19 protein-coding genes, 1 tRNA gene, 2 rRNA genes and 3 pseudogenes (1 of these 25 cut by a window edge) are annotated in these 22,926 nt (G+C 60.7%); 17 read left to right on the plus strand and 8 right to left on the minus strand.

Features of this window, described 5'->3' with window-relative positions; translation table 11 throughout:
* The 3 genes from JHW44_RS20180 to JHW44_RS20190 form a co-directional block, all read left to right on the plus strand.
* Positions 1-1,063 (plus strand): 23S ribosomal RNA (locus tag JHW44_RS20180); it begins 1,770 nt to the left of the window's first position.
* Positions 1,064-1,156: 93 nt separating this feature from the next.
* Positions 1,157-1,271, plus strand: a 5S ribosomal RNA gene (rrf, locus tag JHW44_RS20185).
* 74 nt (positions 1,272-1,345) lie between these two features.
* Positions 1,346-1,422 (plus strand) — tRNA-Met (locus tag JHW44_RS20190).
* A 145-nt stretch (positions 1,423-1,567) separates the two neighbouring features.
* Here JHW44_RS20190 and JHW44_RS20195 read toward each other — a convergent pair.
* Entirely contained in the window at positions 1,568-2,344 is a 777-nt protein-coding gene (locus JHW44_RS20195; protein ID WP_218822552.1) for an McrC family protein, read from the minus strand.
* Positions 2,345-2,368: 24 nt separating this feature from the next.
* Here JHW44_RS20195 and JHW44_RS20200 point away from each other — a divergent pair.
* Together JHW44_RS20200 and JHW44_RS20205 are read left to right on the plus strand one after the other, a co-directional pair.
* Positions 2,369-2,602, plus strand: a pseudogene (locus JHW44_RS20200) (transposase); the annotation flags it as partial.
* A gap of 67 nt (positions 2,603-2,669) precedes the next feature.
* A pseudogene (locus tag JHW44_RS20205) lies at positions 2,670-2,900 on the plus strand (transposase); the annotation flags it as partial.
* Positions 2,901-3,429: 529 nt separating this feature from the next.
* Here JHW44_RS20205 and JHW44_RS20210 read toward each other — a convergent pair.
* The 4 genes from JHW44_RS20210 to ndpH all read right to left on the minus strand — a co-directional run bounded on the left by JHW44_RS20210 (position 3,430) and on the right by ndpH (position 6,753).
* Positions 3,430-4,068, minus strand: a complete 639-nt coding sequence (locus tag JHW44_RS20210) for an isochorismatase family protein (protein WP_419182522.1) — start codon at positions 4,066-4,068, stop codon at positions 3,430-3,432.
* A 77-nt stretch (positions 4,069-4,145) separates the two neighbouring features.
* Positions 4,146-5,177, minus strand: coding sequence for a 2,5-dihydroxypyridine 5,6-dioxygenase NicX family protein (locus JHW44_RS20215; RefSeq protein WP_089343954.1), 1,032 nt, complete (start codon positions 5,175-5,177; stop codon positions 4,146-4,148).
* Positions 5,178-5,203: 26 nt separating this feature from the next.
* A complete protein-coding gene (locus JHW44_RS20220) occupies positions 5,204-5,986 on the minus strand; it encodes an alpha/beta fold hydrolase (protein ID WP_089343955.1) in 783 nt (260 codons plus the stop codon).
* 17 nt (positions 5,987-6,003) lie between these two features.
* Entirely contained in the window at positions 6,004-6,753 is a 750-nt protein-coding gene (ndpH, locus tag JHW44_RS20225; protein ID WP_089343956.1) for a maleate isomerase, read from the minus strand.
* 252 nt (positions 6,754-7,005) lie between these two features.
* Here ndpH and JHW44_RS20230 point away from each other — a divergent pair, with 252 nt between their 5' ends.
* From JHW44_RS20230 to JHW44_RS20260, 7 genes and pseudogenes are all read left to right on the plus strand, one after another.
* Complete coding sequence (locus tag JHW44_RS20230) at positions 7,006-8,016, plus strand: TRAP transporter substrate-binding protein (protein WP_089343957.1); 1,011 nt, start codon at positions 7,006-7,008, stop codon at positions 8,014-8,016.
* 25 nt (positions 8,017-8,041) lie between these two features.
* Complete coding sequence (locus tag JHW44_RS20235; RefSeq protein WP_089343958.1) at positions 8,042-8,545, plus strand: TRAP transporter small permease; 504 nt, start codon at positions 8,042-8,044, stop codon at positions 8,543-8,545.
* The gene (locus JHW44_RS20240; RefSeq protein ID WP_089343959.1) at positions 8,542-9,825 is read left to right on the plus strand and encodes a TRAP transporter large permease; all 1,284 of its coding nucleotides are present in this window, start codon (positions 8,542-8,544) and stop codon (positions 9,823-9,825) included. Before JHW44_RS20235 ends, JHW44_RS20240 begins: the two co-directional genes overlap by 4 nt.
* Positions 9,826-9,921: 96 nt before the next feature.
* A complete protein-coding gene (locus tag JHW44_RS20245; protein ID WP_089343960.1) occupies positions 9,922-10,893 on the plus strand; it encodes an amidohydrolase family protein in 972 nt (323 codons plus the stop codon).
* Positions 10,894-10,954: 61 nt separating this feature from the next.
* A pseudogene (locus tag JHW44_RS20250) lies at positions 10,955-12,388 on the plus strand (FAD-dependent oxidoreductase); the annotation flags it as partial.
* Between the two features lie 81 nt (positions 12,389-12,469).
* On the plus strand, positions 12,470-13,717 hold the full coding sequence (locus tag JHW44_RS20255) for an aromatic ring-hydroxylating dioxygenase subunit alpha (RefSeq protein ID WP_272850375.1): 1,248 nt from the start codon (positions 12,470-12,472) through the stop codon (positions 13,715-13,717).
* Complete coding sequence (locus JHW44_RS20260; RefSeq protein ID WP_089343962.1) at positions 13,714-14,229, plus strand: aromatic-ring-hydroxylating dioxygenase subunit beta; 516 nt, start codon at positions 13,714-13,716, stop codon at positions 14,227-14,229. The genes JHW44_RS20255 and JHW44_RS20260 overlap by 4 nt, the downstream gene beginning before the upstream one ends.
* 106 nt (positions 14,230-14,335) lie before the next feature.
* Here the strand turns inward: JHW44_RS20260 and JHW44_RS20265 are convergent, their stop codons facing one another.
* The 3 genes from JHW44_RS20265 to JHW44_RS20275 are packed head-to-tail and all read right to left on the minus strand — an operon-like array spanning position 14,336 to position 18,659.
* A complete protein-coding gene (locus JHW44_RS20265) occupies positions 14,336-15,496 on the minus strand; it encodes a 2Fe-2S iron-sulfur cluster-binding protein (protein WP_089343963.1) in 1,161 nt (386 codons plus the stop codon).
* Positions 15,493-16,317: an FAD binding domain-containing protein gene (locus tag JHW44_RS20270; protein WP_089343964.1), complete on the minus strand. Its 825-nt coding sequence runs from the start codon at positions 16,315-16,317 to the stop codon at positions 15,493-15,495. Before JHW44_RS20270 ends, JHW44_RS20265 begins: the two co-directional genes overlap by 4 nt.
* Positions 16,314-18,659, minus strand: coding sequence for a xanthine dehydrogenase family protein molybdopterin-binding subunit (locus tag JHW44_RS20275; RefSeq protein WP_089343965.1), 2,346 nt, complete (start codon positions 18,657-18,659; stop codon positions 16,314-16,316). Before JHW44_RS20275 ends, JHW44_RS20270 begins: the two co-directional genes overlap by 4 nt.
* 185 nt (positions 18,660-18,844) lie before the next feature.
* Here JHW44_RS20275 and JHW44_RS20280 point away from each other — a divergent pair, with 185 nt between their 5' ends.
* The 5 genes from JHW44_RS20280 to JHW44_RS20300 all read left to right on the plus strand — a co-directional run bounded on the left by JHW44_RS20280 (position 18,845) and on the right by JHW44_RS20300 (position 22,909).
* Positions 18,845-19,360, plus strand: coding sequence for a MarR family winged helix-turn-helix transcriptional regulator (locus tag JHW44_RS20280; protein WP_089343966.1), 516 nt, complete (start codon positions 18,845-18,847; stop codon positions 19,358-19,360).
* Positions 19,361-19,661: 301 nt separating this feature from the next.
* Positions 19,662-20,528 carry a branched-chain amino acid ABC transporter permease gene (locus JHW44_RS20285; protein ID WP_089343967.1) on the plus strand — a complete coding sequence of 289 codons (867 nt, stop codon included), beginning with the start codon at positions 19,662-19,664 and terminating at the stop codon, positions 20,526-20,528.
* Between the two features lie 8 nt (positions 20,529-20,536).
* Entirely contained in the window at positions 20,537-21,445 is a 909-nt protein-coding gene (locus JHW44_RS20290; RefSeq protein WP_179217679.1) for a branched-chain amino acid ABC transporter permease, read from the plus strand.
* On the plus strand, positions 21,442-22,215 hold the full coding sequence (locus JHW44_RS20295; protein ID WP_089343969.1) for an ABC transporter ATP-binding protein: 774 nt from the start codon (positions 21,442-21,444) through the stop codon (positions 22,213-22,215). The genes JHW44_RS20290 and JHW44_RS20295 overlap by 4 nt, the downstream gene beginning before the upstream one ends.
* The gene (locus tag JHW44_RS20300) at positions 22,205-22,909 is read left to right on the plus strand and encodes an ABC transporter ATP-binding protein (RefSeq protein WP_089343970.1); all 705 of its coding nucleotides are present in this window, start codon (positions 22,205-22,207) and stop codon (positions 22,907-22,909) included. The genes JHW44_RS20295 and JHW44_RS20300 overlap by 11 nt, the downstream gene beginning before the upstream one ends.
* The last annotated feature ends 17 nt before the right edge of the window (positions 22,910-22,926 follow it).

A 22,926-nucleotide genomic window follows, 5' to 3' on the forward strand; every position in this document is an offset into this window, starting at 1 on the left:
CGTATAGGGTCTGACGCCTGCCCGGTGCCGGAAGGTTAAAAGGAGAGGTGCAAGCCTTGAATTGAAGCCCCGGTAAACGGCGGCCGTAACTATAACGGTCCTAAGGTAGCGAAATTCCTTGTCGGGTAAGTTCCGACCTGCACGAATGGCGTAACGACTTCCCCGCTGTCTCAAATGTGGACTCAGCGAAATTGAATTGTCTGTGAAGATGCAGACTTCCCGCGGTTAGACGGAAAGACCCCATGCACCTTTACTACAGCTTCGCACTGGCATCAGGATTGCGATGTGCAGGATAGGCGGTAGGCTTTGAAGCGGGGACGCCAGTTCCCGTGGAGCCATCCTTGAGATACCGCCCTTCGCACTCTTGATGTCTAACCGCGGTCCGTTATCCGGATCCGGGACCCTGCGTGGCGGGTAGTTTGACTGGGGCGGTCGCCTCCCAAACTGTAACGGAGGCGCGCGAAGGTTGGCTCAGAGCGGTCGGAAATCGCTCGTTGAGTGCAATGGCAGAAGCCAGCCTGACTGCAAGACTGACAAGTCGAGCAGAGTCGAAAGACGGCCATAGTGATCCGGTGGTCCCGAGTGGAAGGGCCATCGCTCAACGGATAAAAGGTACGCTGGGGATAACAGGCTGATGATGCCCAAGAGTCCATATCGACGGCATCGTTTGGCACCTCGATGTCGGCTCATCTCATCCTGGGGCTGGAGCAGGTCCCAAGGGTACGGCTGTTCGCCGTTTAAAGAGGTACGTGAGCTGGGTTTAGAACGTCGTGAGACAGTTCGGTCCCTATCTGCCGTGGGTGTTGGAGACTTGAGAGGAGTTGCCCCTAGTACGAGAGGACCGGGGTGAACGTTCCACTGGTGGACCAGTTGTCGTGCCAACGGCAGTGCTGGGTAGCTATGAACGGACAGGATAACCGCTGAAGGCATCTAAGCGGGAAGCCCCCCTCAAAACAAGGTCTCCCTTGAGAGCCGTGGAAGACCACCACGTCGATAGGCCGGAGATGTAAGTGCAGCAATGCATTCAGTTGACCGGTACTAATGGCTCGATAGGCTTGATTTGATCCGGAAGAAGACAGACTGTCTTCTCCAAAAAGCATCCTTGGACAACTTAATCCCCATGAAACGGGATCAACGCTGATCGTTTCTTTCCTGGTCTGGTGGCCCTAGCGCGAGCAAAACACCCGATCCCATCCCGAACTCGGCCGTTAAGTGCCGCTGCGCCGATGGTACTGCGTCTCAAGACGTGGGAGAGTAGGTCACCGCCAGACCTGGAAAGAAACGAGCATCTCTCCAAACGATCAAAAAATACGCGCAAATCCAGATCAAAAACGCGCGGAAATGGCGCGGGGTAGAGCAGCCCGGTAGCTCGTCAGGCTCATAACCTGAAGGTCGCAGGTTCAAATCCTGCCCCCGCAACCAAAACTATACGCGTTATCAAACGCTTGAACGCCGCCCTCCGGGGCGGCGTTCGCGTGTCCAACACCCGTGGAAGCACTGTGAAAGCAAGAGGGGCCGAAGTCCCTCATATCGCTGCGTGAATCGGTGTTTGCGATGCCCTTTGCTTTCAGTTCCGCTCGATAGGGATGATCGCATCGATACTGGTCGGGATCCCGCTGCCAAAGGCGAGCTCTCGAACATCGACCGCGACGACATCCAGGACCGGCCGCTCTTCGGTCATGAGCACAAACTCGGTGATCCTTCCTGGCGGGCAGTCCCTGAAGGCCGGGTAAACGAGCGCGAGTCGCTTGCAGAGGTAGCGACTGGCGTAGGCATTCATCTGATACGCGTCGCCGAGATCGAGGCGTTTCCACTTAGCATCGAGGATGGCGACCGTTTCATCTCCGCTCTGAATGGCGATGTCGGGGCGCAGCTGGAAGCCCGCCGTCGCGAGGTTCTTCACAGGGCTCTGGAGCCCGAGGGAAAGGCGACCACCATGCTGCGTCTGACAGGCGTGCCGAATGCGCAGTCCAAGTACCGTCTCGAAGAGCTTCTCCATGTCGAACAGCAGCGCCGAACCAGCTGCTTCGCCGATGCGAACATCCGGGTACAAGCCTGACAGCAGCCAGTGGGCCCGCGCAAACACCGGCTCCCAGTTCCGGACGGTCCGATCAAACCGCAGTGCGCCGACGCCGCGAACCGTAACCCGACGATCACTCACCTCGTCAAAGCGATGGAGAAACGCCGCGACCGTCGCCCGGGTCCTCGGGCTCAGTGCGAGCCCTAGAAGGATCCGAAGGACCGCCTTAAGCGCTTGATTGTAGCGGTTGTCGATGCTGCGCTCGTCGAAGCGACAGAGTTGGACTGGACCTGTCGCGGTTTGATGCCGCTCCTTTGATAGCATTTACTGCACCAAAGGAGATGAACTATGGGACTGACACGAACGGACGAATTCCGCAAGGACGCGGTGCGTATCGCGCTGACCAGCGGGCTTACACGCAAGCAGGTGGCTGCCGATCTGGGTGTTGGGATGTCGACGCTGAACAAATGGATCACCGCGCACCGAGATACAGACGTGGTTTTCAAAGAGGATTTGAGCCTCGCCAAAGAGAATGAGCGGCTTCGACGGGAGGACCGGCTTCTCAAGGAGGAGAGTGAACTGGCCCCCATTTCGACCGGACACCTCGGCCTGAGCCTGGAGGCTTAAGGATAGCCTTAAGCATGTACTTATGTCTGAGATTGAAATTATTTCCGATGGTGACCGCCGAATGTCGCCTATGACGGCAAATGCTCCAGCGCATGGGTGACGTCTGGATCGGCTGCGGATTGTGGAAGAAACCCTTCATGACAGTGAGAGCATTTCTGCCGTTGCCCGTCGCAATGGCGTCGCACCCGATCTCCTGTATCGTTGGCGAAAGTTGATGCTGGAAGGAGGAAGCGTCGCTGTGGCCCAAGACGACAGCGAAATTGACGATCTTGCCCGCTACACCATGATTTCGGGCCAAGGTTTGTGGTCCTACTCGCGGCTTACCGATGATGTACAGGTTTTGCGTGCCTGTTCCGACAGACTGGTCAAAGCGTTGGAGACTTGGTTGCGCGGCGCGGCACATTGAGAACGACATGCCTGATGGCCCCGGCCTTTTGTCGTGGTGGATGTGAAGGCGCATGGCAGCGACAGCGCGAAACCTGTCAGATCGAGGTAAGTCTGCGCGGTCTCTATATCTTCGAAGAGAGGAACCTCTCACGAGACCCCGGGCGGCTGGTGGCCGAAAGCCACATCCGCTTGGTGCTCATGACCTGTTTCAGCACGATTGGAAAAGCCGAGTTCAAATGCATGAACCGGGCTCTTCGGGGAAAGGGGGACGCGGGTCTGGACGAGGAATTCCGACCTCTTCGGGCGATTCCTCCTCAGCCTGTTTTGAAAATGATAACAGCTGATTGTTCGAAATAAGGTTCATATGATCGACCCGTCGTGTCGATCTTGTTTCTTCAGGTCTGCAGCGACTGAAGCCAGGCAAGAACATCCGCCGCGTCGGTGACATCGGCGTATTTCTGACCCATGTCATAAAGGTTGGCATCATGGGGGGGCTGGGCGCGGTCGGCGCAGCAATCATGCGGGACAAGCACATTGAAGCCCGATTGGACCGCGTCGACGACCGTGGCACGCACGCATCCCGATGTTGTTGCGCCGGTCACGACAACGGTGTCCACACCTGCACCACAGAGCAGCGCGGCAAGGTTCGTGCCGTGAAAGGCCGAAGCGCCATGTTTGACAACAATCGGGTCGCCGGGCTGGATGCCGGTTGCAGCATCGATCTGGACCAGGCGAGATCCGGCCCTCAATGCCGCCATGCCGGTTGCCTTTTTCAGCCAGGGCAGGGCAGTAGCCTCCCATGGTTGATAGGCAATGGTGGTGAAGATCACCGGATAGCCCGCCTGACGCGCAACATCGCCAAGCTGGCGCGTCGCCGCGATCTGGGCCCACATGTCGGCGGCGGTGGGGTATTGCGTGTCGGTAAAGCCATAGGAGAAATCGACGACAATCAACGCAGGACGGGTGCCGCGTGGCACTTTCTCGCCAAATCCGGCTTCTGAATAGATCTGTTTCTGGGACAGGGTGGATGACATGGTGGTGGACAGCTCCGCTTGGGTGCGCCGCCCGACCGGAAACGGTGGACGGCGCTGGATTGGCACGGGATCGGGGCTCAGCCGCGGTCCATCTGCATTTCTTTGACGACAAGATCGCCGTCGATCACGATGGGTTCGTCGTCCAGAAACAGCGAACAGCCGCGCATCGGGATGTCCAGATGGCAGGGGGTGTCATTGGGGCCGCCCAATTCGTTGTTCGGTCCGGTCGAGAACATGACATTGCCATAGAAGCTGCGCGGCTCCATTCCCATGCCGCCGGGAAATTCGCCGGGCGTCATGCCGTGCCAGTGGGCATTGGGGTTCATGCCCCAGCCGACATGGCTCATCCCCATGCCGCGCGGATCGTTGAAGGCGGACATGTAGGATTTGACCAGATCGGCATCCAGCCCGCCGCGGATGTCTGTTACCCAGCCCTTTTCGACCGTATAGGTGATCGGGTCGCGCACATACATGTTTTGTGGCAGCAGGATATCGCCGGGGGCCACCACGATCTGACCGTCCACGCCGTCGTCGTCGCCGCCGGTGAAGACGAAGCCCGAGGGCCAATGATCCCAGCGGCCCGGCTCATCGGTGCAGGCATATTCGGCGACGGTGGGATAGGTGTTCAGCTTGTAGGTGACATCGGTGCCATGGGGCGAGGTGATGCGCATGACCTTGGCGCGGGCCAGATATTCGGCACCGATCTCGACCTTTTCGCGCAGCTCTTTCGTGGGCAGCATCCGGGCCAGCAGCTCGGGCGGCTCCACGGCGGTCAGGATGCGGGTGCCGGCGGCCTGAATGGCAAATTGTTCGGGTGAGAACAGCAGGAAGACGCAGTCGATCAGCATGTCGCAGTTCTTCAGCGCCTCGACCGCGTCAGGCTGGGCGGCCAGGCCGGTCTGACCCACAGTCCAGGCCCCGACGACAGGCGGGGCGGGCAGGCGCATGTGATACATCTTTGCCCCCAGCCGCTGGCCCGCGGCCATGAAGGCATCGGCATAGTCCAGGCGGTCGCTGCCCTGCGTCAGGACGATCAGTTTTTCGCCCTCGTGAACGCCGGACATCTTCAGCTGATGCAGGCAGATTTCGGTGAAACTCGCGTGATCCATGGGGGTCTCCTGATGTGAGTGCCTGTTCAGACGGTGAAATCCATGACCGATGCGAGGAATCCTTCCAGATTGTCCCATGGGATCATGTGGCCCGCGTCGGGGACCGTGCGCTGCTCGATGCCGGGGTTCAGCTCGGCAATTTCCTTCTGGTCGGCGGCGTCAATGACATCGGCGCCACCGGCAATGATCAGCCGTGCGGGTTTGGTGATGCCGGGCAGATCCTGATGGATGTCATCGGTGTGAAAGCCGTCAAAGGCGATGCGGGTGGCGGTCCAACTGCAGGTGTGCAGCCATTCGGCCCGCAGGGCCCGCTGTTCCTCGGTCCAGGTCGGGCAATAGACACTCATGTCATCTGCCGAGCAGCCCTTGGCGGCCATGATGATGCTGTCGCCATACCACGGCCATTTCGAGGGATAGGGACGGCGGCCCGGCCCGGAGGTCGGCGGTTCGACCAGCAGATAGCCCGAGAAGGGCTGGGAGTTGCGGGCATTGGCGCGGATTGCGATGCGCGCGCCCATTGAATGGCCCATGACGATGGGGCTGTCCATCGTTTCGGCAATGGCGATGGCATCATCTGCCAGCGCGTCCAGCGTATAATCCAGATCGCCCGATTGCGACAGGCCGCGTCCGCGCACGTCCAGAACATGCACATCGAATGTCTCGGCCAGACGCTCGGCCACGAAGCCCCAGGTGATCGCGGGCGAGGTGATGCCGGGAATCAGCAGCATTTGGCGCGCCCCTTCGGGGCCTTGCCAGTGCATCAGATGGTGGCGGATGCCATTGGCGTGAAGGTTGTATCCGAAAGCCATGAAACTTTTATTCCTTCTCAATAGGCGCCCGAAAGCAGGGTGCCGCCGCCCGGCACGCGGGTGTCCAGATCCAGTGCTTTCAGCATTGACCATGTGGTGGCGATGGCAGCGGTCAGCACCGGCTTTCCGACCTGAGCCTCGACCATCGACACGGCAGCCAGCGAGGGCATCTGCACGCAGGCCGACAGCACGACTGCATCGACATCATCGGTGTCCATGCCTGCCACGATGCCCGGCAGATTCAGCGGATCATGCGCCGCCACAGCCAGATTGTCGGGAATTTCCAGTGCGCGCCATGTGACGACTTCGATCCCTTCATTGCGGATATAGTCGACCACCATTTCCGTCAGCGGGATCATATAGGGCGCCACCACGGCGACTTTCCTGGCGCCGATGGCCTTGATTCCCTCGACCAGCGCACCCGCCGAAGTCACGACCGGGGCGGGCGCATCATTGTCTATCGTCGCCTGATGCAGACGGGCGGATGAGGTGTAATGATACCCGTGCCCCATCGACATGATCGCCACAAGACAGGCATAACCCATCACGTCGACCCGCGCGTCGCTAAGCTCCAGCGCGCAGCGGTCGCTGTCCGCATCCATCGCGGCCAACTCTTCTTTGGTCACGTTTTTCATCCGCATCCGCGATGAGTGAAATGTGAACCGCTCGGGTGCGATGGTTTCGCGGGCACGCAGAAGCGCCGGGATCTCGGTTTCCATCGTCACGTTCGAAGAAGGAACGATCTGGCCGATCCGTATGGGGTTCATCGCGCTGCTCCTGAGGTTGTTTGGCCAAGCATGAAAGTTTGGAAAGCTCGTTGCAAGAAAAATATGAGGTATACTCCGTTTATGGGCCAAAAAAGTAAGTATACTGCCCGTTCTGCTGTATGGGGCAGACGGTAAGTGATTATAAAATAATCATTATCCAATGGGATGGATGCAGAGTTCACAAATTTCTTGAAATACGGGGTATGCTGTATAACCTGATGTTCAGATCACATATGTAAAGGATCCACCCCAATGCCAGCTCTTTATCGCTCGCTTTTGGTCACCGGCGTATTGGCCCTGAATTGCTCTGCGTCCTTTGCGCAAGAGGTGACGTTGAGGTTGGGTCACGTCGAGGCGCCAGCGTCCACAACGCATGTCATGCTGGAAAAGATGGCAGAGATGGTCGCCGAGAAAACCGGTGATGCGGTCGAGATCCAGGTTTTTCCGCAAAGCCAGTTGGGCAGTCAGCGCGAAATGACCGAGGCGGTCCAATTCGGCGCATTGGATGCGACAGCGGGGCCGGTGGCTTTCATGGGTGGGTTCAACCCCGTCGCGTCGATCATGGATATTCCATTCCTGTATCCCGAGGATGCACAGAAGGCCCAGGCGATCCGCGACAGCGGCTTTGCCGAGGCCTTCTGCGAAAGCTTCAATGCTCGTGGCGTGACATGCGTGTCGCTCTATCCGAATGGGACCAAGCAATTTACCTCGAACAAGGAGATCGGTCCCTTGGACGCGTTCTCGGGCCAGAGCTTCCGGGTCATGGAATCTGCGGTGCTGGTTGAATCCATGGGGTCTATCGGGGTCAAAGGTGTGCCGATCCCGTTTGGTGAGTTGTATACCGCGCTGCAGACCGGCGTCGTGGATGGCGAAGAGAACCCGTTGGACACGATCTTCAACATGAAGTTCTTCGAGGTGCAGGATTACCTTGTTCTGTCCAATCACGGCGCGATCGAAAATGTCGTGTTGTTCAGTCCCTCGATCTGGTCCGGGCTGGATGAACCCTATCGCGAGGCCATCACCTCGTCGCTGAAAGAGATCGTGCCTGACATGATTGCGCATAAATCGGCCGCGGGCGATCGGGCGCTGGAGGCCATTCGCGCTTCGGATGTGACGATAGTCGAATTGTCCGAAAACGAACGCATGGCTTTGCGTGACAAGATGTTCCCGGCAGCGCGTGATGCATTTCTTGCACGTTCAGGCGGGGAAGGGGCTGACCTGTTTCAGGCCTATCAGGCGGCCTTCGACGCGGTCATGAACTGACCCGTCCCCCGCAGGAGAACCCCTAATGAAGAGTTTTCTGGCCGCGACCCGCCTGGCCGAGCGCATCTGTCTTGTCTCGCTCTTGCTGGGAATGACCGCGCTGTTTGCCTTCAATATCGCCATGCGTCTGTTCGGCGGGGCCCATGCTTCGGGGTTCCACTGGATCGACGAGGTCGTGCGGACAATGAATATCTTCATGGTCTTTCTTGCGGCCGGTCTTGCGCTGGAGCGGGGCAAACATGTCGCGGTCGACACATGGCGCGACCGGATCGCGACTAGCAGCCGGATCCCTCTGCGCCGCATCATCGATACAGCCGGAGTGTTGTTCTCGCTTTACATGGCCTGGGTGGCGGCGCGGACGGCCGCTTTTGTTTTCGCGACCGGCCAACAAAGCGCCACGCTGTCAATGCCGATCGGCTGGATCTATGTCGCGCCCTCTGCGGGCTTCGTGTTGCTGGCGATACGCTATGGGGCCAGCCTGATGGGTGCCATTGACCGCTTTTCTCCCCAGTCCGAGGTGGCGGAATGATCATCGCGATGGCCATTGCACTGCTGGCGGCAGGGATGCTGATCGCCGGGTTCGAAATGCTGATGGTGCTGGGCGTGCCGACCCTTGCCATCAGGATGGGGTTCTTCGAACGCCTGCCGGACATGATCATCGCACAAAAGATCACCGGCGGGATCAACCAGTCCCTGTTGCTGGCCATTCCCTTTTTCCTTTTCGCGGCCGAACTGATGGGGCGGGGACAGATCGCCGGCCGGCTGACGGGGCTGGTCCGTGCCCTGGTGGGGCATGCGCGTGGGGGCATCGGTTACACGACGATCGGCGGCGCAATGGGGTTCGGTTCGGTGTCCGGATCGGCCCCGGCAACGGTTGCTGCCATGGGGCATATTCTTTACCCCGAACTGCGGCGCGCAAGGTTTCGCGACAAATTCGCTCTGGGGCTGATTGTCTCTTCAGCGGAAACCGCGCTGCTGATCCCACCGTCGATCACCCTGATCGTCTATGGCTGGATCACCGGAACCTCGATTACGGCGCTGTTCGCTGCGGGTTTGTCTGTTGGTGTGGTCATGGGATTGGCCTTCGCGGCACTGACGGCAATCGAAGCCCGCCGCACCGGAGTCATGGGTGACCCGCGTGCGACATTGGCCGAAATCCTGACAGCGCTTCGTCGCGCCGGCTGGGCTCTGGGCATGCCGGTGCTGATCCTTGGCGGCATCTATGGCGGGCTGGTCACGCCGACCGAAGCGGCAGTTGTCAGCGTCGTCTATGCCATCCTTGTCGAAAGCCTTGTCTATCGTGGCCTGACCCTGCAAGGGCTGGTCGCGGCGGCGGAAAAGACCGCAATCCAGAATGCGGTGATCTTTCTGTTGCTGGCGCTGGGAACCCTGCTGTCCTATTTCATCACGCTGGCGCAGATCCCCGACATGCTGATTGCTGCGGTCGAGCGAGTGCAGGCGGGGCCGGTGGTTTTCCTGATGATCGCCAATGTCGCCTTCATCATCGCGGGGATGTTCGTGGACCCCAACTCGATTCAGCTGATCCTGGTGCCTGCGCTCTATCCGGTAGCGACCAGCCTTGGCATCGACCCCGTGCATTTCGGCATGATCGTCGCCGTCAATGTGACGCTTGGCATGGTGACGCCGCCCTTCGGGCTGGATCTTTTCGTGGCGTCATCGACGCTGCAAAAGCCGGTGACAGAGATCATCGCCGGGATCTGGCCCTTCATCATCGTCAATCTGCTTGTGCTGCTGCTGGTCACATATGTTCCGGGCATCGCGACGCTGGTTCCCGATCTGCTTCTTTAACCCACGTATTCGAGAGAAAAATCTTGCTGCCTGAAAATGAGAAGTATACTGTATAAATCAAGCCCCCGAAAAGACGCAGAAGAACAGGAAAGCCCGATGACGCCCAAAATCACATTCGAAGAACACTTCATGGCTCCGGGGTTCGAAAAGCACTCGGAAGCATTCCTGAAACTGATCCCGAGGGCCCAGGCCGAACGTCTGATGCAGCGGTTGAACGATTTCGACGGCGAGCGGCTGGAGCTGATGGACAAGGGCGGTATCGTGCGCACGGTTCTGTCATTGACAGGCCCCGGCCCGCAGGGAGAGCCCGACGATACGGCGACAGAGGCCGCGCAGCGGGCCAATGACTATCTTGCGCAAAAGATTGCATTGCGCCCCGACCGGCTTTCCGGTTTTGCGGCGCTGCCAATGCATGACCCCGAGGCGGCGGTGGTCGAGCTGCGCCGCGCGGTGAAGGAGCTTGGCTTCCTGGGCTGCCTGGTGAATGGGCACACGCATGGCACCTATTACGATGCGCCTGAATATGACGTGTTCTGGGCCGAACTGGAACGGCTGGATGTGCCGCTATATCTGCATCCGGCCAACGCCTATGCGACGCCATATGTGCTGCAGGGCATGCCGGTGCTGCAGGGCGCGACCTGGGGCTGGGGTGTGGAAACCGGCAGCCACGCGCTGCGGCTGTTGTTTGCCGGTGTCTTCGACCGCTTTCCGGGGGTCAGAATTGTGCTGGGCCATATGGGCGAGGCGCTGCCATTCCTGCGCTGGCGTTATGACTCGCGTTTTGGCGCCTATCCGATGGGCGTCGATCTGAAGCTGAAACCCTCGCAGTATTTCACCCGCAATATCCTCATCACCACCTCGGGCGTATGTTCGCATCCCTCGCTGATGGGGGCCTTGGGCGAGATGGGCGAAGAAGGCGTGATGTTCTCGGTCGACTATCCCTATGAGGATACCGAGGCCGCAGTCGCCTTCATCGAAACTGCGCCGCTGGATGACCGCGCAAAGCGGATGGTCTGCCATGATACCGCCGCGGGCCTGCTGGGCCTGCCGCTGGCATCCGACGCGTGAGGGTCCCCGAATGAGCTGGCATTCCTCTGTCCCCGCAGCAGACGTTCTGGAACAGGGTTCCATGGGCGTCGAAGTTGACGGGCTTCGTCTGGCGCTGTTTGCATTGGATGGCGAAATCCATGCAACCGGCAATATCTGCACCCATGCCTTTGCGCTGCTGACCGATGGTCATGTCGAGAACGGTTGTGTCGAATGCCCGCTGCATCAGGGATTGTTCGATATTCGCACCGGCAGGGCGCAGGGCACGCCGGTTACGAAGGACATCGCGACCTATGACGTAAGGATCGAAGACGGGATCGTCTGGATCAACACCGAGGGCAGGGCGGTCTCTGCCGTCGAAGTGTCGACTGCCTCTGTCCGGCCCAGGGACTTTCGCAAGCTGGTCATTGTCGGCGCAGGGCAGGCCGGGGCAGAAACGGCGCGCCGGCTTCGCGCCGAAGGTTTTGCCGGGTCGATTGCCCTGCTGGGCGAAGAAGCGGATGCGCCCTATGAACGCCCGCCGCTGTCCAAGGACATGCTGCTGGGAAAGACCACCCTGACTCAGGCCCTGATTTTCGAGCCGGGCGAAGTCGAGGCGCTGGATCTGGACATGCGCCTGTCAACGCCGGTGGTCAGCATTGACCGCGATGCACAACGTGTTGTGCTTCAGGATGGCACAGGTCTGCCCTATGACATGCTGGTTCTGGCCACCGGCGCCGCCGCGCGCCGGATCGCCTTGCCCGGCGCAGAAGGTGCCAGGCTGCATTACCTGCGTGACGCCGCGGATTCCGAGCATTTGGGCAAGGCGCTGAAGGCGGCCTCGCAGGTGGCGGTGATCGGTGGCGGATTTATCGGGTTGGAGCTGGCCTCGGCCGCGCGTGCCTTGGGAAAGGCGGCGACGGTGATCGAGACCGAAGAACGCTTGCTCAAGCGGCTTTTGCCCGGCGAACCTTCCGACTTCCTGGGCTGGGTGGCGGAACAGAATGATGTCACCCTGCGCCTTGGCGCCGCTGTACAATCGATCGGCGCGGATTGCGTGACGTTGAACGATGGCACGCAGGTCGCGGCCGATTGCGTGATTGTCGGCATCGGGGCCGTCCCTCGCGATGAACTGGCCCGCGATGCCGGGCTGGAGGTTGCCGCGCGTGGCGGCGTCGTGGTCAATGCGCAGAACCGCAGCTCGGACCCGTCGATCTATGCGGTTGGCGATATCGCCGTGATGCGAGACGGCGTAAACGGCGCCGAACACCGCAGCGAAAGCTGGCAGAACGCCAATCTTTCCGCGCAGCGTGCCGCACGGGCCATTACCGGCGCCGAACAGAGTGCAGCCGAACTGCCCTGGTTCTGGTCGGATATCTTTGGCGGAACCCTGCAAATTCTGGGGGCACCGGCTTCGGGTCTGAAGACCGTGCGCCGCGACGGTGATGCTCCGGCATTCTTTTGCCTCGACGACTCCAACCGCGTCGTCGCCTGCATTGATTTCGGCCATGCCGAGGCCCTGCGCGCCGCGCGCCAACTGATTGAAGGGGGGCAGCCGGTCGATCCGCTGGTCCTGGCCAATCCCGAAACCAACCTGTTCCAGATCGAGGACGATGAGATGAAAATGCTGCCGATAGACAAGCGCTACGTCTGGCCTGCGGCCGGACTCGAGCGGGTGCCGGACTGGGCCTATACCAGTCAGGAAATCTATGATCGCGAGGTCGAGCGGATATTTCACGGGCCGACATGGAATTATGTCGGGCTGGATGCCGAAGTGCCCGATGCCGGTGATTTCGTGCGCTCTTATGTCGGGCCGACACCGGTCGTCATGGTGCGCGATGAAGAGGGCGAGATCAATGTCTTCGAGAACCGTTGTTCGCACCGCGCTGCCGAATTCTGTCGCGAATTGCGTGGCAATACAGATGAATTCGTCTGCCCATATCATCAGTGGAGCTATGACCTGAAGGGCAATCTTTCCGGTGTGCCCTTCCGGCGCGGCGTGAATGGAGAAGGGGGCATGGGCCCCGATTTCCGCCCCGAGAACCATGGTGTCAAGAAGCTGCATGTGACCCGTCACAATGGTGCGGTCTTTGCCTCGTTCAGCGATGCCGTCGAGCCGCTGGAAGACTATCTTGGCGAAGAAATGCTGAGTGATTTCGAGGCGGTCTTTTCCGGGCGCAAGCTGCGGGTTCTGGGTCATTACAGGCACACGCTGTCGGGCAACTGGAAACTGTATCCCGAGAACCTGAAAGACCCCTATCACGCCACGCTGCTGCATACCTTCCTTGTGACCTTCGGGCTTCTGGTGGCGGGCAACAAATCGGCGATGATCGTCGACCCCAAGGGGCGCCATTCGACCATGGCCTCGGCCAAGAGCGACGGAACCGCCGTGTCCGAGGAAAACAAGGCCGAGATGCGCGCCTATCGCGATGGTCTGGCCCTGGCGGATCCGCGTCTGATGGATTTCATTCCCGAATTCGACAGCCCGTGGTCGGTGACCATGCAGGTCGTCTGGCCGGGCCTGATCGTGCAACGCGAGATGAATACGCTGGGGGTGCGCCAGATCGTTCCCAATGGCCCCAATGAGTTCACCATGGTCTGGACCATGTTCGGATATGAGGATGACGATGAGGAAATGACCCGCCATCGCCTGCGGCAGGGAAATCTGATGGGACCGGCAGGCTTTCTGGGGCTGGAGGACAACGAGGCGATCAAATTCGTGCAGGACGGGATGCTGAACTCGACCGGCGGTGAACATCTTGTGGTGCTTGATCCCAAGGTGCCTGCGGGCACGTCGAACACCCTGATCTCGGAAGCGGCGATCAGGGCGATGTATAAGCACTGGCGACAGGAGATGGGGCTGTGAGCGTGACCGAGACCCGCGCAGATGATGCCGCGTTGCGCCGTGCGGCGCGCCTGGATATCGAAGATTTCAACGCCGCCTATTGCGCGGTTCTGGATGATGGCAATCTTGAAGACTGGCCCGAATTCTTCACCGAGGATGCGTTCTACAATGTGACCAGTCGCGAGAATTTCGACCATGATCGGCCCGTCGGACTGGTCTATTGCGAGAACAAGGCGATGCTGCAGGATCGGGCGCTGGCGATTGCCAAGACCTCGATGTTCGGGCCGCGCTATCTGCGCCATTATATCACCAATACGCAGGTCACCGGGATCGAGGCGGATGGCACGATCTGTGCGCTGGCCAACTATATTCTGGTTGAAACACTGGCCGAACTGCCCGAGGGGCGGCTTCATCAGGCTGGGCGGCTGATCGACCGGTTCCGTCGGCAGGAAGACGGCCGCGTTCTGCTGTCGTCACGCATTGCGGTCTATGACACGCTTCTGGTGCATAACGCCCTGGTGCTGCCAATCTGAGCAAGGCATCGGATCGGACCTGGAACTCGAAGGGGGCAGCCGGTTGAATTGACCGGCTGCCCCCTTGGGCTATTCGCGCATGGCAAGATGTCGGGATGGTACCCTGTCAGGATCTGCGGAAGAATCCGGCGATGATCGAACGCAAGACCGCCCAAAGGCTGACGCCCTTGGCGGCGCGAACCTCTCCGCCCGACAGGACCGCATCGCAATTGGCGATGAACTCGCCAAGGATGTAATCGACCAGACCGTTGACAAGCTCGGGGCGGTTGAACTGGCCCAACATGCCCTCGATCCGAAAGCGGAAGGATACATCCACATTCGAACTGTCCGGGCTGCTGCCCTGGGTCACGACAAAACCAAGCGCCCCTTCGACATTGGATTGCCCGCCCCGGTCCTTGCCGCGGCCGGTCACGCGGCCTTCGCGGCTGCTGTCATCGGCCAGAAACTCACCTTCGCCTTCGAAACGTGCCGAGATGGGGCCAAAGCGCACACCGACATGGCCGGTGAAATGCTGGCCTTCGATGGCAAGGATCTCGGCTCCCGGCAGGCAGCGCGCCACCTCGGGCAAATCGGCGAAATGCGCCCAGACCGCTGCGGGCGGATGGTTCAGCGCGACGCGGCGGCGCACGACGGTCCAGCCATCCTCGACACTGGCCGATCCCATGGGCGCAGCCGGTTGCGCGGGCGCGGCTTCGGCGCGTGGCGTGAAAGGGGCGAATGCGGCAGGCGCAGGTGTTGGCAGGCGCGGCGCGCCGGAGGGGGCGATCCCGGCGGCATCGCGTTCGCCGATGACCTGCGAAATGGCCGCGACTATCCCGACATAGCCGGTGCAGCGGCAGAGATTGCCCGACAGTTCATTTCGAATGCGGGTTTCATCGGCATCGGGAAGACGTTCCACCAGATCCCGTGCCGTGGCCAGCATTCCGGGCGTGCAAAATCCGCATTGCAGCGCATGGTTGCGGGTAAAGGCGGCGCGCAGCCGGTCCATCAGCTCATCGCCGTGCCACCCCTCCAGCGTTTCCACATGTCGCCCTTCGCAATCGGTTGCAAAGGTCAGGCAGGATCGCACTGGCTTGCCGTCCATCATCACCGTGCAGGCCCCGCAGACGCCCTGTTCGCAGGCCAGATGGGTGGCAGTCAGATTCAGCCGGTCGCGCAGGATCTCGGCCAATTGCATGCGCGGGGGGACCAGCACATCGGCAGGTGTTCCGTTGACCGTCAGATGCAGGGCGACCGGACGCGGGGTGTCGGTTTGCGAAAGGCTCATGCGGGAATCACTTTTTCGATGGCGCGGCACAGCGCGGTTGTCAGCAGATGCAGCTTGACCGGGTCGGAATCGGGCAGTTGCTCGGTCAATGCGGTATGAACGGCCGCTTCGCCGGGGTGGCGGGCATTGCGGGCGATATCGCCGGCCAGACCGGACAGGATCAGCGGTCGCGCGCCGGTTGCTCCGGCAACAAGACGCGCGTAGCCGGTAGAGGGGTCCAGCACCAGCGCACCAATGGCATCGGCAAATTCACCGACCTTGCGGCACAGTTTGTCATAGCCCCAAAGTGCGCCGCGCATCGTCGTCGCGACCTCGACCGCTTCGACATATTCCCGCGGAGCCAAGGCCGTGCGATAGGCCCCCAGCATGAAGTCACGCATCGGCAGGCGTCGCTGGCTGCCATCCGGCGCGTGCAAAAGCAGGCTGGCGTCCAGTGCGGTCATGACCGTGACCCAATCTGCTGCCGGGTCGGCATGGGCCAGGGACCCGCCAATCGTGCCCTTGTTGCGAACCGCGCGATAGGCGATGCTGCGCGCCACATGCCGCATCATCGGCGGCAAATCGACGCCGCAAGCGCCGTCCTCTATCCGGGCATGGGTCACGCCGGCTCCGATGACGATGGTATCGCCGCGTTCCGAAGCCGCTTCCATGCCGGGCAGAATGTTCAATCCGACCAGTTGCGTGGGGCGCGCCAGCCGCAGGTTCAACATCGGGCCAAGCGATTGCCCGCCCGCGATGATCTTGCTGTTTTCGGCCTGCAGGCCATCGGCGACGGCGGCAGGTGTCTCGGCGCGCAGATGAGAGAAGGCTGCGGGTTTCATGCACGTGCCTCCTGTGCTTGTCTGGCGTTCAGAATGGCAGAGAGAACGCGATGTGGCGTGGCGGGGATCTGTGTCAGTTCGACCCCGTATCCCGAAAGCGCATCATTGATCGCGTTGACGATGGCCCCCGCGGGGGCAATGGCGGCGCCTTCACCGACGCCCTTCATCCCGTGGCGGGTATGGGGTGACAGGGTTTCCATATGGCCCAGCCGGATATGGGGCAGCTCTGCCGGTCCGGGCATGATGTAATCGGCAAGTGTCGAGGTCAGTGGCTGTCCTGCCGCGTCATAGATCACCTCTTCGAACAATGCGGTGCCGATGCCCTGCGCTGCCCCGCCATAGGATTGCCCGTCAAGGATCATCGGGTTCACCCGGCGACCGCAATCTTCAAAGATGACATAGTCCAGAATCTCGGTGCGCCCGCTGCGCGGATCGACCTCGACGATGGCTGCATGGGTGGCATAGGTGAAGACGCCGGTGTCGATATCGGGTTTGTAGCCCTCGGTCACCTCCAGCCCGGCGGTGTTCACATCATCGGGCAGACGGTCAGGGTGCAGATACCAGGCCGCGGCGATTTCCGGGAATGCCACCGAGGACAGGCCGTCGGTCACGGCGCCGTCGCGGATTTCCACATCTTCGGGCTGGCATTGCAGCAGATGCGCGCCATGTATCTTCAGCCGCCGGGCCAGTTCTTCGGCGGCCTTGGAGACAGCGCCACCCGCCATCACCATCCCGCGCGAGGCATAGGCCCCGGTGGAATAGGGCGTCAGCCCGGTATCGCCCATTGTCACCTTGACCTGGGAAAGATCGGTCTTGAGCCATTCGCAGGCGACCTGGGCAACGGTTGTTTCCAGCCCCTGACCAAAGGAATGATTGCCCGAACGGACCTCGACCGTGCCCGAAGGCGTCAGCTTGACCATGGCCTGTTCATAGCCCGGCACCAGCGGCAGCCCCCATGAGGCAAAGACCTTGGTGCCATGAGCCGATTGTTCCGTAAAGGCGGCAAAGCCGATGCCGATATGACGTCCCTCGGCTGCGGCGGCCTTTTGCCGGGCGCGAAAGGTTTCGGCATGGATCATTTCGGCGGCGGCACGGGCCGCCTGAGGATAGTCGCCGGAATCGTAGAATTTGCCGGTCACATTGGTATAGGGCATCGCTGCCCCCGGAACGAGATTGAGGCAGCGCACCTCCAGCGGGTCCTTGCCCACGGCCCGCGCAATGGCATCCATGGTCAGTTCCATTGCAAAACAGACGCCGGGGCGCGCCACGCCGCGATAGGGGGTAAATGCCGGCTTGTTCGTGGCAACCGAATAGGTGCGGCAGGCATAGGCACCCAGATCATAGGGTCCGGGCAGATTGCCCCCGGCCTGCGCCGCCTCGAGACAGGCCGTGAACGGCCAGACCGAATAGGCCCCGATATCCACCCAGATATCGGCGTCCAGCCCCAGCAAGCGCCCGCTGTCGTCGGCATAGGCCGTGATCTTGTAGCTGTGCTGGCGGGTATTCGCGCCAGCCGTCAGATGTTCGCGCCGGTCTTCGGTCCAGCGGATCGGACGGTCGGTCTTGCGAGCCACCCAGGAGACAGAAAGCTCTTCGGGCTGCAACACGCATTTGTAGCCAAATCCGCCGCCGACATCGGGGGCGATCACGCGAACGTCGCCCTGATCCAGCCCCAGGCATTCCGAGATTCCCGTGCGGATCAGATGCGGCACTTGCGTTGATGTATATACGATCAACTGCTCTGCCTTGTGATCCCAATGGGCCAGCACGCCCTTGCCCTCCATCGGGTTCATGGCCTGTCGCGCGGTTTCATAGTTGCGCTCGATCACCACGGTTGCCCTTGCCCTGGCCTCGGACAGGTCGCCGTCATGGCGGGTCGTCAGGAACAGATTGTCGTTCCATTCCTCATGCAACAGCGGCGCGCCATCCTTCAGCGCCGTCCCGACATTCACCACCGGTTCCAGCGGATCAAGATCGACGCGCACGGCCTCGGCCAGATCTTCGGCCTCGGCGCGGGTCGGCGCGATGCAAAGCGCGATACATTCCCCGACATAGCGCACCTTGTCGCGGGCCAGCGCCGGATAATCCGACATCTTGTAGCTGGGCAGGGTGGACTCGCAGCGGATCGGTTTCAGATCGGGCATGTCGGCCGCAGTGAAGACCTGTGCCTCGGCACCTGCGGGTTTGTGGATTGCGACAAGTCGTGCATGGGCCAGCGGGCTGCGCACGAATGCGGCCTCCCATGTGTCGGGAATCTTGATGTCTCCGACGAACTGGGCCTTGCCCTTCAGGTGTCGGGCATCCTCCTTGCGCAAAGCGCGCGCGCCTATTCCGGAATGCATGTCATCCGCTCCCTGTTGTTGACTTATCTGTTCCAGCCTTGCAATGAAGCCGACAGGATTTCATTTTCTTTATGGGGAGTATACGTCGTATTTTGAGGTGAACAAGCATTGGTTCGCCCGGACGGCGGTTTATCTTGCGGCCTGAGGGAAAGGCCTGAATATTGTGCAAACCGGAAGGAAGGCTTGTGAACACCAAAGGATCAGACGCTGGAAATGTTCCGCAGGACGCGGAAAGCCCGTTTGGAAAATCGAAATATGACGACCTGTGGGGCCGGCCGGGATATCTGGTCCGCCGTCTTCACCAAATCCATATCGGCCTGTTCGCCGAAGCCTGTGACGGGATGGATCTGACGGCTGTGCAATATGCAATGCTGTCGGTGCTTTATAGCGGTGAGGAATTCGACCAGCTTTCGCTGTCCAAGGCCGTGGGCATCGACCGGACCAGCGGGGCCGATGTCATCAAGCGACTGGTCCGGCGCGGTCTGGCCACACGCGAACCCTCCGAGGCCGACCGCAGGGCGCAGGTCGTGCGGATCACGGAAGAGGGGCGCGTCTTCGTGCGGCAGGTCCGCCCGCTGATGGAAGAAGCTCAGGACAAATTCGTATCGCCGCTGACCAAGGAAGAACGCAAGGTCTTCATGCGGTTGCTCAGCAAGCTGATCAAGGCAAACAACGATGCCTCGCGTGCGCCGATGAAGTAAGGAATTGGCGGGGTTGCCCCGCCAGTTGCCGCTGCGTCAATGACGCCCGGGATGTCAGCAGTATGCTTTCAACCGCCTAAATATGCGGCATACTGCATAAGTTTCCAATGAATTTCCGGTGTTTACATCAAACATCCAGAGCGGATCCAAAATAACGCTTTGCGATGTCAAAAACACGAAGCATACTCCCTAAAAACCCGTAAGGAGTAGCGATGACTTACCCACAGACACCCGTCTGCAGGCAAAAGACGCGAACAGTTCCGTTCGTGTTCCGCCAGAGACAGCACCGGAGATTGTTCTCATGACGCTGTTCGCGCAGTTTTTTCTGACGGGAATCGTCACCGGTTGCTTTCTTATCCTTGCGACGATCGGCTTTTCGTTTACCCGCCGCGTGGAAGGGTTTCTGAACATTGCCCATGCGGAATTGCTGGGGGTGTCGGCCTTTACCACCTGGGCGCTGAACAAGCCGCTTGGCTGGCACATCCTGCCTTCGGCGCTGGTCGCGATCGTCCTGACTGCCTTTGTCGGCCTGATCATCGGGCGGGTCGTCTATGATCCGATCCGCAAATTCGGGCCTTCGGTGATGCTGATCACCTCGGTCGGGGTGGCCTATGTCATTGGTGGCACAGTGGATGCGCTGATCGGCACCGGCATCCGGACGCTGGACATTCCGCTGGCCTCCAGCATCCGCTTTCTGGGTCTGAGGATCACCAATTACCAGTTGCTGGTCGTGGTTCTGGCCGTGGTGGCATGTGCATCGCTGGCCTTGTTCCTGAACAAATCCAGGACCGGTCTGGCCATCCGCGCCATATCGGCCAATCCCGAACTGGCGGCCTCGCGCGGGATCGACGTGCGCAAGACCAGCCGCGCGACATGGCTGATCTCTTCGGGGATGGCGGGAATCGCGGGGGTCATGCTGGGTGTGATTGCAACCCTGTCCACCGATATCGCCTTTCACCAGATTCTCTACATCCTTGCCGTGGCGATCCTTGCCGGTCTGGGGTCGCTGTATGCGGTGATCCTGTCGGGGCTGATCGTGGGCATCGCAATGGATGTATCGGTCTTCTGGATCCCGGCGGGCTATCGGCCGCTGATCGCCTTTGCGGTCGTGATCCTGGTTCTTCTGGTTCGCCCGCAGGGCCTTGCAGGGAGCGCGTCGTCCAAATGATACAGTCGATGCTTATGTCCACATTGATGTTCGGCGCGATGTTTTCGGTGCTGACCATTTCGCTGAACCTGCAATATGCCCGTGGCGGCATGATCAACTTTGGCACGGTCGCCTATTTCGCCGCCGGGGCCTATGCCTACGCCATCTTCACGCAAGAGCCGCCCTCGGGGCTGGATCAATATGCATTTGGCCTGAATGCACCATGGTGGGTCGGCTTCATTGCGGCCGGGCTTGCCGCCATGATCTTTGCGCTTGTCACCGGCTGGCCGACGCTGCGATTGCGCGGCGAATATCTGGCGCTGACCACGTTTGCCTTTGCCGAGGTGCTGCATTCGGTTCTGCTGAACGAACGGCGCATCGGCAATGGCAGCGTCGGCATGGCCAATGTCGAACGTCCGGACCCGACTGTTCTGGGGTTGGACGACACGCTGGTCTATACGCTGGCGGCCTGCGCATTGATGCTGGCGACGGCCTGGATCTTTCGCCGCTTGCTGGCCTCGCCCTATGGTCGGTTGGTCGATGCGACGCGCGACGATGAAATTGCAGCCGAGGCCGTGGGCAAGAACACCGCGCGGGTGCGGCTGCAGATCTTCGTCATCTCGGCCATCCCGATCGGTCTGGCAGGCGCGCTTTACGCGATGATCACCACATTGGTGGCACCTGCACTGTTCACGGCTGAAGTGACCTTCTTTGTCTGGATCGCGCTGGCCCTGGGTGGCGAACGCACCATCATCGGGGCGATCCTTGGCACCATGGCGCTGGTCTTCTTTCAGGAAGCGGTGCGGATGATCCCCTTTGAAACCGTGCGCAGCGCGCAGATCGCGGCCTCGGTCGAAGAGGTCATTACCGGGATTCTCTTCATCATCGTGCTGCGCTGGCAGCCCTGGGACCGCCTGTCACGAAAGGCCCAATCATGACCGATAGCATTCTGCAACTGGACGGCGTGGCAAAGGACTTCAACAAGTTCCGTGCCGTCGGCGGCAAGGACGGGCTGACCTTTGACGTGAAGCGGGGTGGCTTTCTTGGCCTGATCGGGCCGAACGGCGCGGGAAAATCGACCACATTCAACCTGATTTCCGGTGTGTTGCGTCCCAGCATGGGCAAGGTCACCTTCGACGGGGTCGATCTGTCGCCGCTGAATATTGCCGAAATCGCGGCGCTTGGCCTTGGGCGGACCTTCCAGACCCCGCGTGCCTTTGAAAGCCTGAATGTCATCGACAATGTGATGGTCGGGCTGGCACATGCCGAGGAAAGCCCGATGGCGGCGCTGTTCGGCCGCTGGAAACCGGCCGAAAGGGCACTGACCGGCAAGGCAGAGGCGGCGCTGGAGCGGGTTGGCCTGATCGGGCGGCGCCATGACGCCGTGTCGAACCTGTCGGGCGGTGAATTGAGGATGCTGGAGGTGGCGCGGCAATTGGTGCGCGATCCGCGCATCCTGCTGCTGGACGAACCGACAGCCGGTGTCGATCCGACGCTGCAGGGAAAACTGTCCGAAATCCTTGCCGATCTGCATGCCGATGGCACGACGCTGATCGTGGTCGAACATAATCTCGGCTTTCTGATGTCGCTGGCCGACAGCGTGGTCGTTTTGCAAAACGGGGCGCTGCTGGCCAAAGGCACGCCCGATGACATCCGGCGCGATCCCCATGTGATCGCGGCCTATCTGGGGGCGGATCATGAAGCTTGAAGTCAAGGGGCTGCACAGCGGCTATGGCAAGGTCACGATCCTGCATGGCGTCGATTTCGTGGCCCAGCCGGGCGAGATCACCTGCGTTCTCGGCCCCAACGGGGCAGGGAAGTCCACCCTGATGAAAACGATTGCGGGGCATCTGCCCGCGTCGCAGGGTGAAATCGGCATTGACGGAAGGCCGGTTCAGGGGCTGAACGCCCTTCAGGCGACCAGACTTGGCATCGGCTATGTCGCGCAAGAGAACAACACCTTCCGGGAAATGTCGGTGCGCGACAATCTGCTGGCATCGGCGCTGGCATTTGACGGAACCGATGCATTGATCGAGGAAACCTATCGCCGGTTTCCCATCCTTGACGAGCGCGCCGGCCAGCAGGCGGGCACCCTGTCGGGCGGAGAGCGTCAGACCCTGGCCATTGCAAACGCCCTGTTGGCCTCGCCGCAGCTATTGATTCTGGATGAACCGACCGCCGGTCTGGCCCCGATCTTTGTCGATCGTATCGTCGAATGGATCACCGAGCTGGCGCAATCGGGCATGAGTGTGATCTGGGTTGTCGAGCAGAACCCCGAAAAAATCCTGAAAATTTCGCGGACCACCTGGATGTTCGACGCCGGGCGCAACCGCGAAACCCTGCCAAGCGAGGCCTTGCTTGAGCCCGGGCGGCTTGAGGCCATGTTGCTTCAGGAACACTGACAGCCGACAACAAGCCC

The organism is Paracoccus seriniphilus, from assembly GCF_028553745.1.
Lineage (GTDB): Bacteria > Pseudomonadota > Alphaproteobacteria > Rhodobacterales > Rhodobacteraceae > Paracoccus > Paracoccus seriniphilus.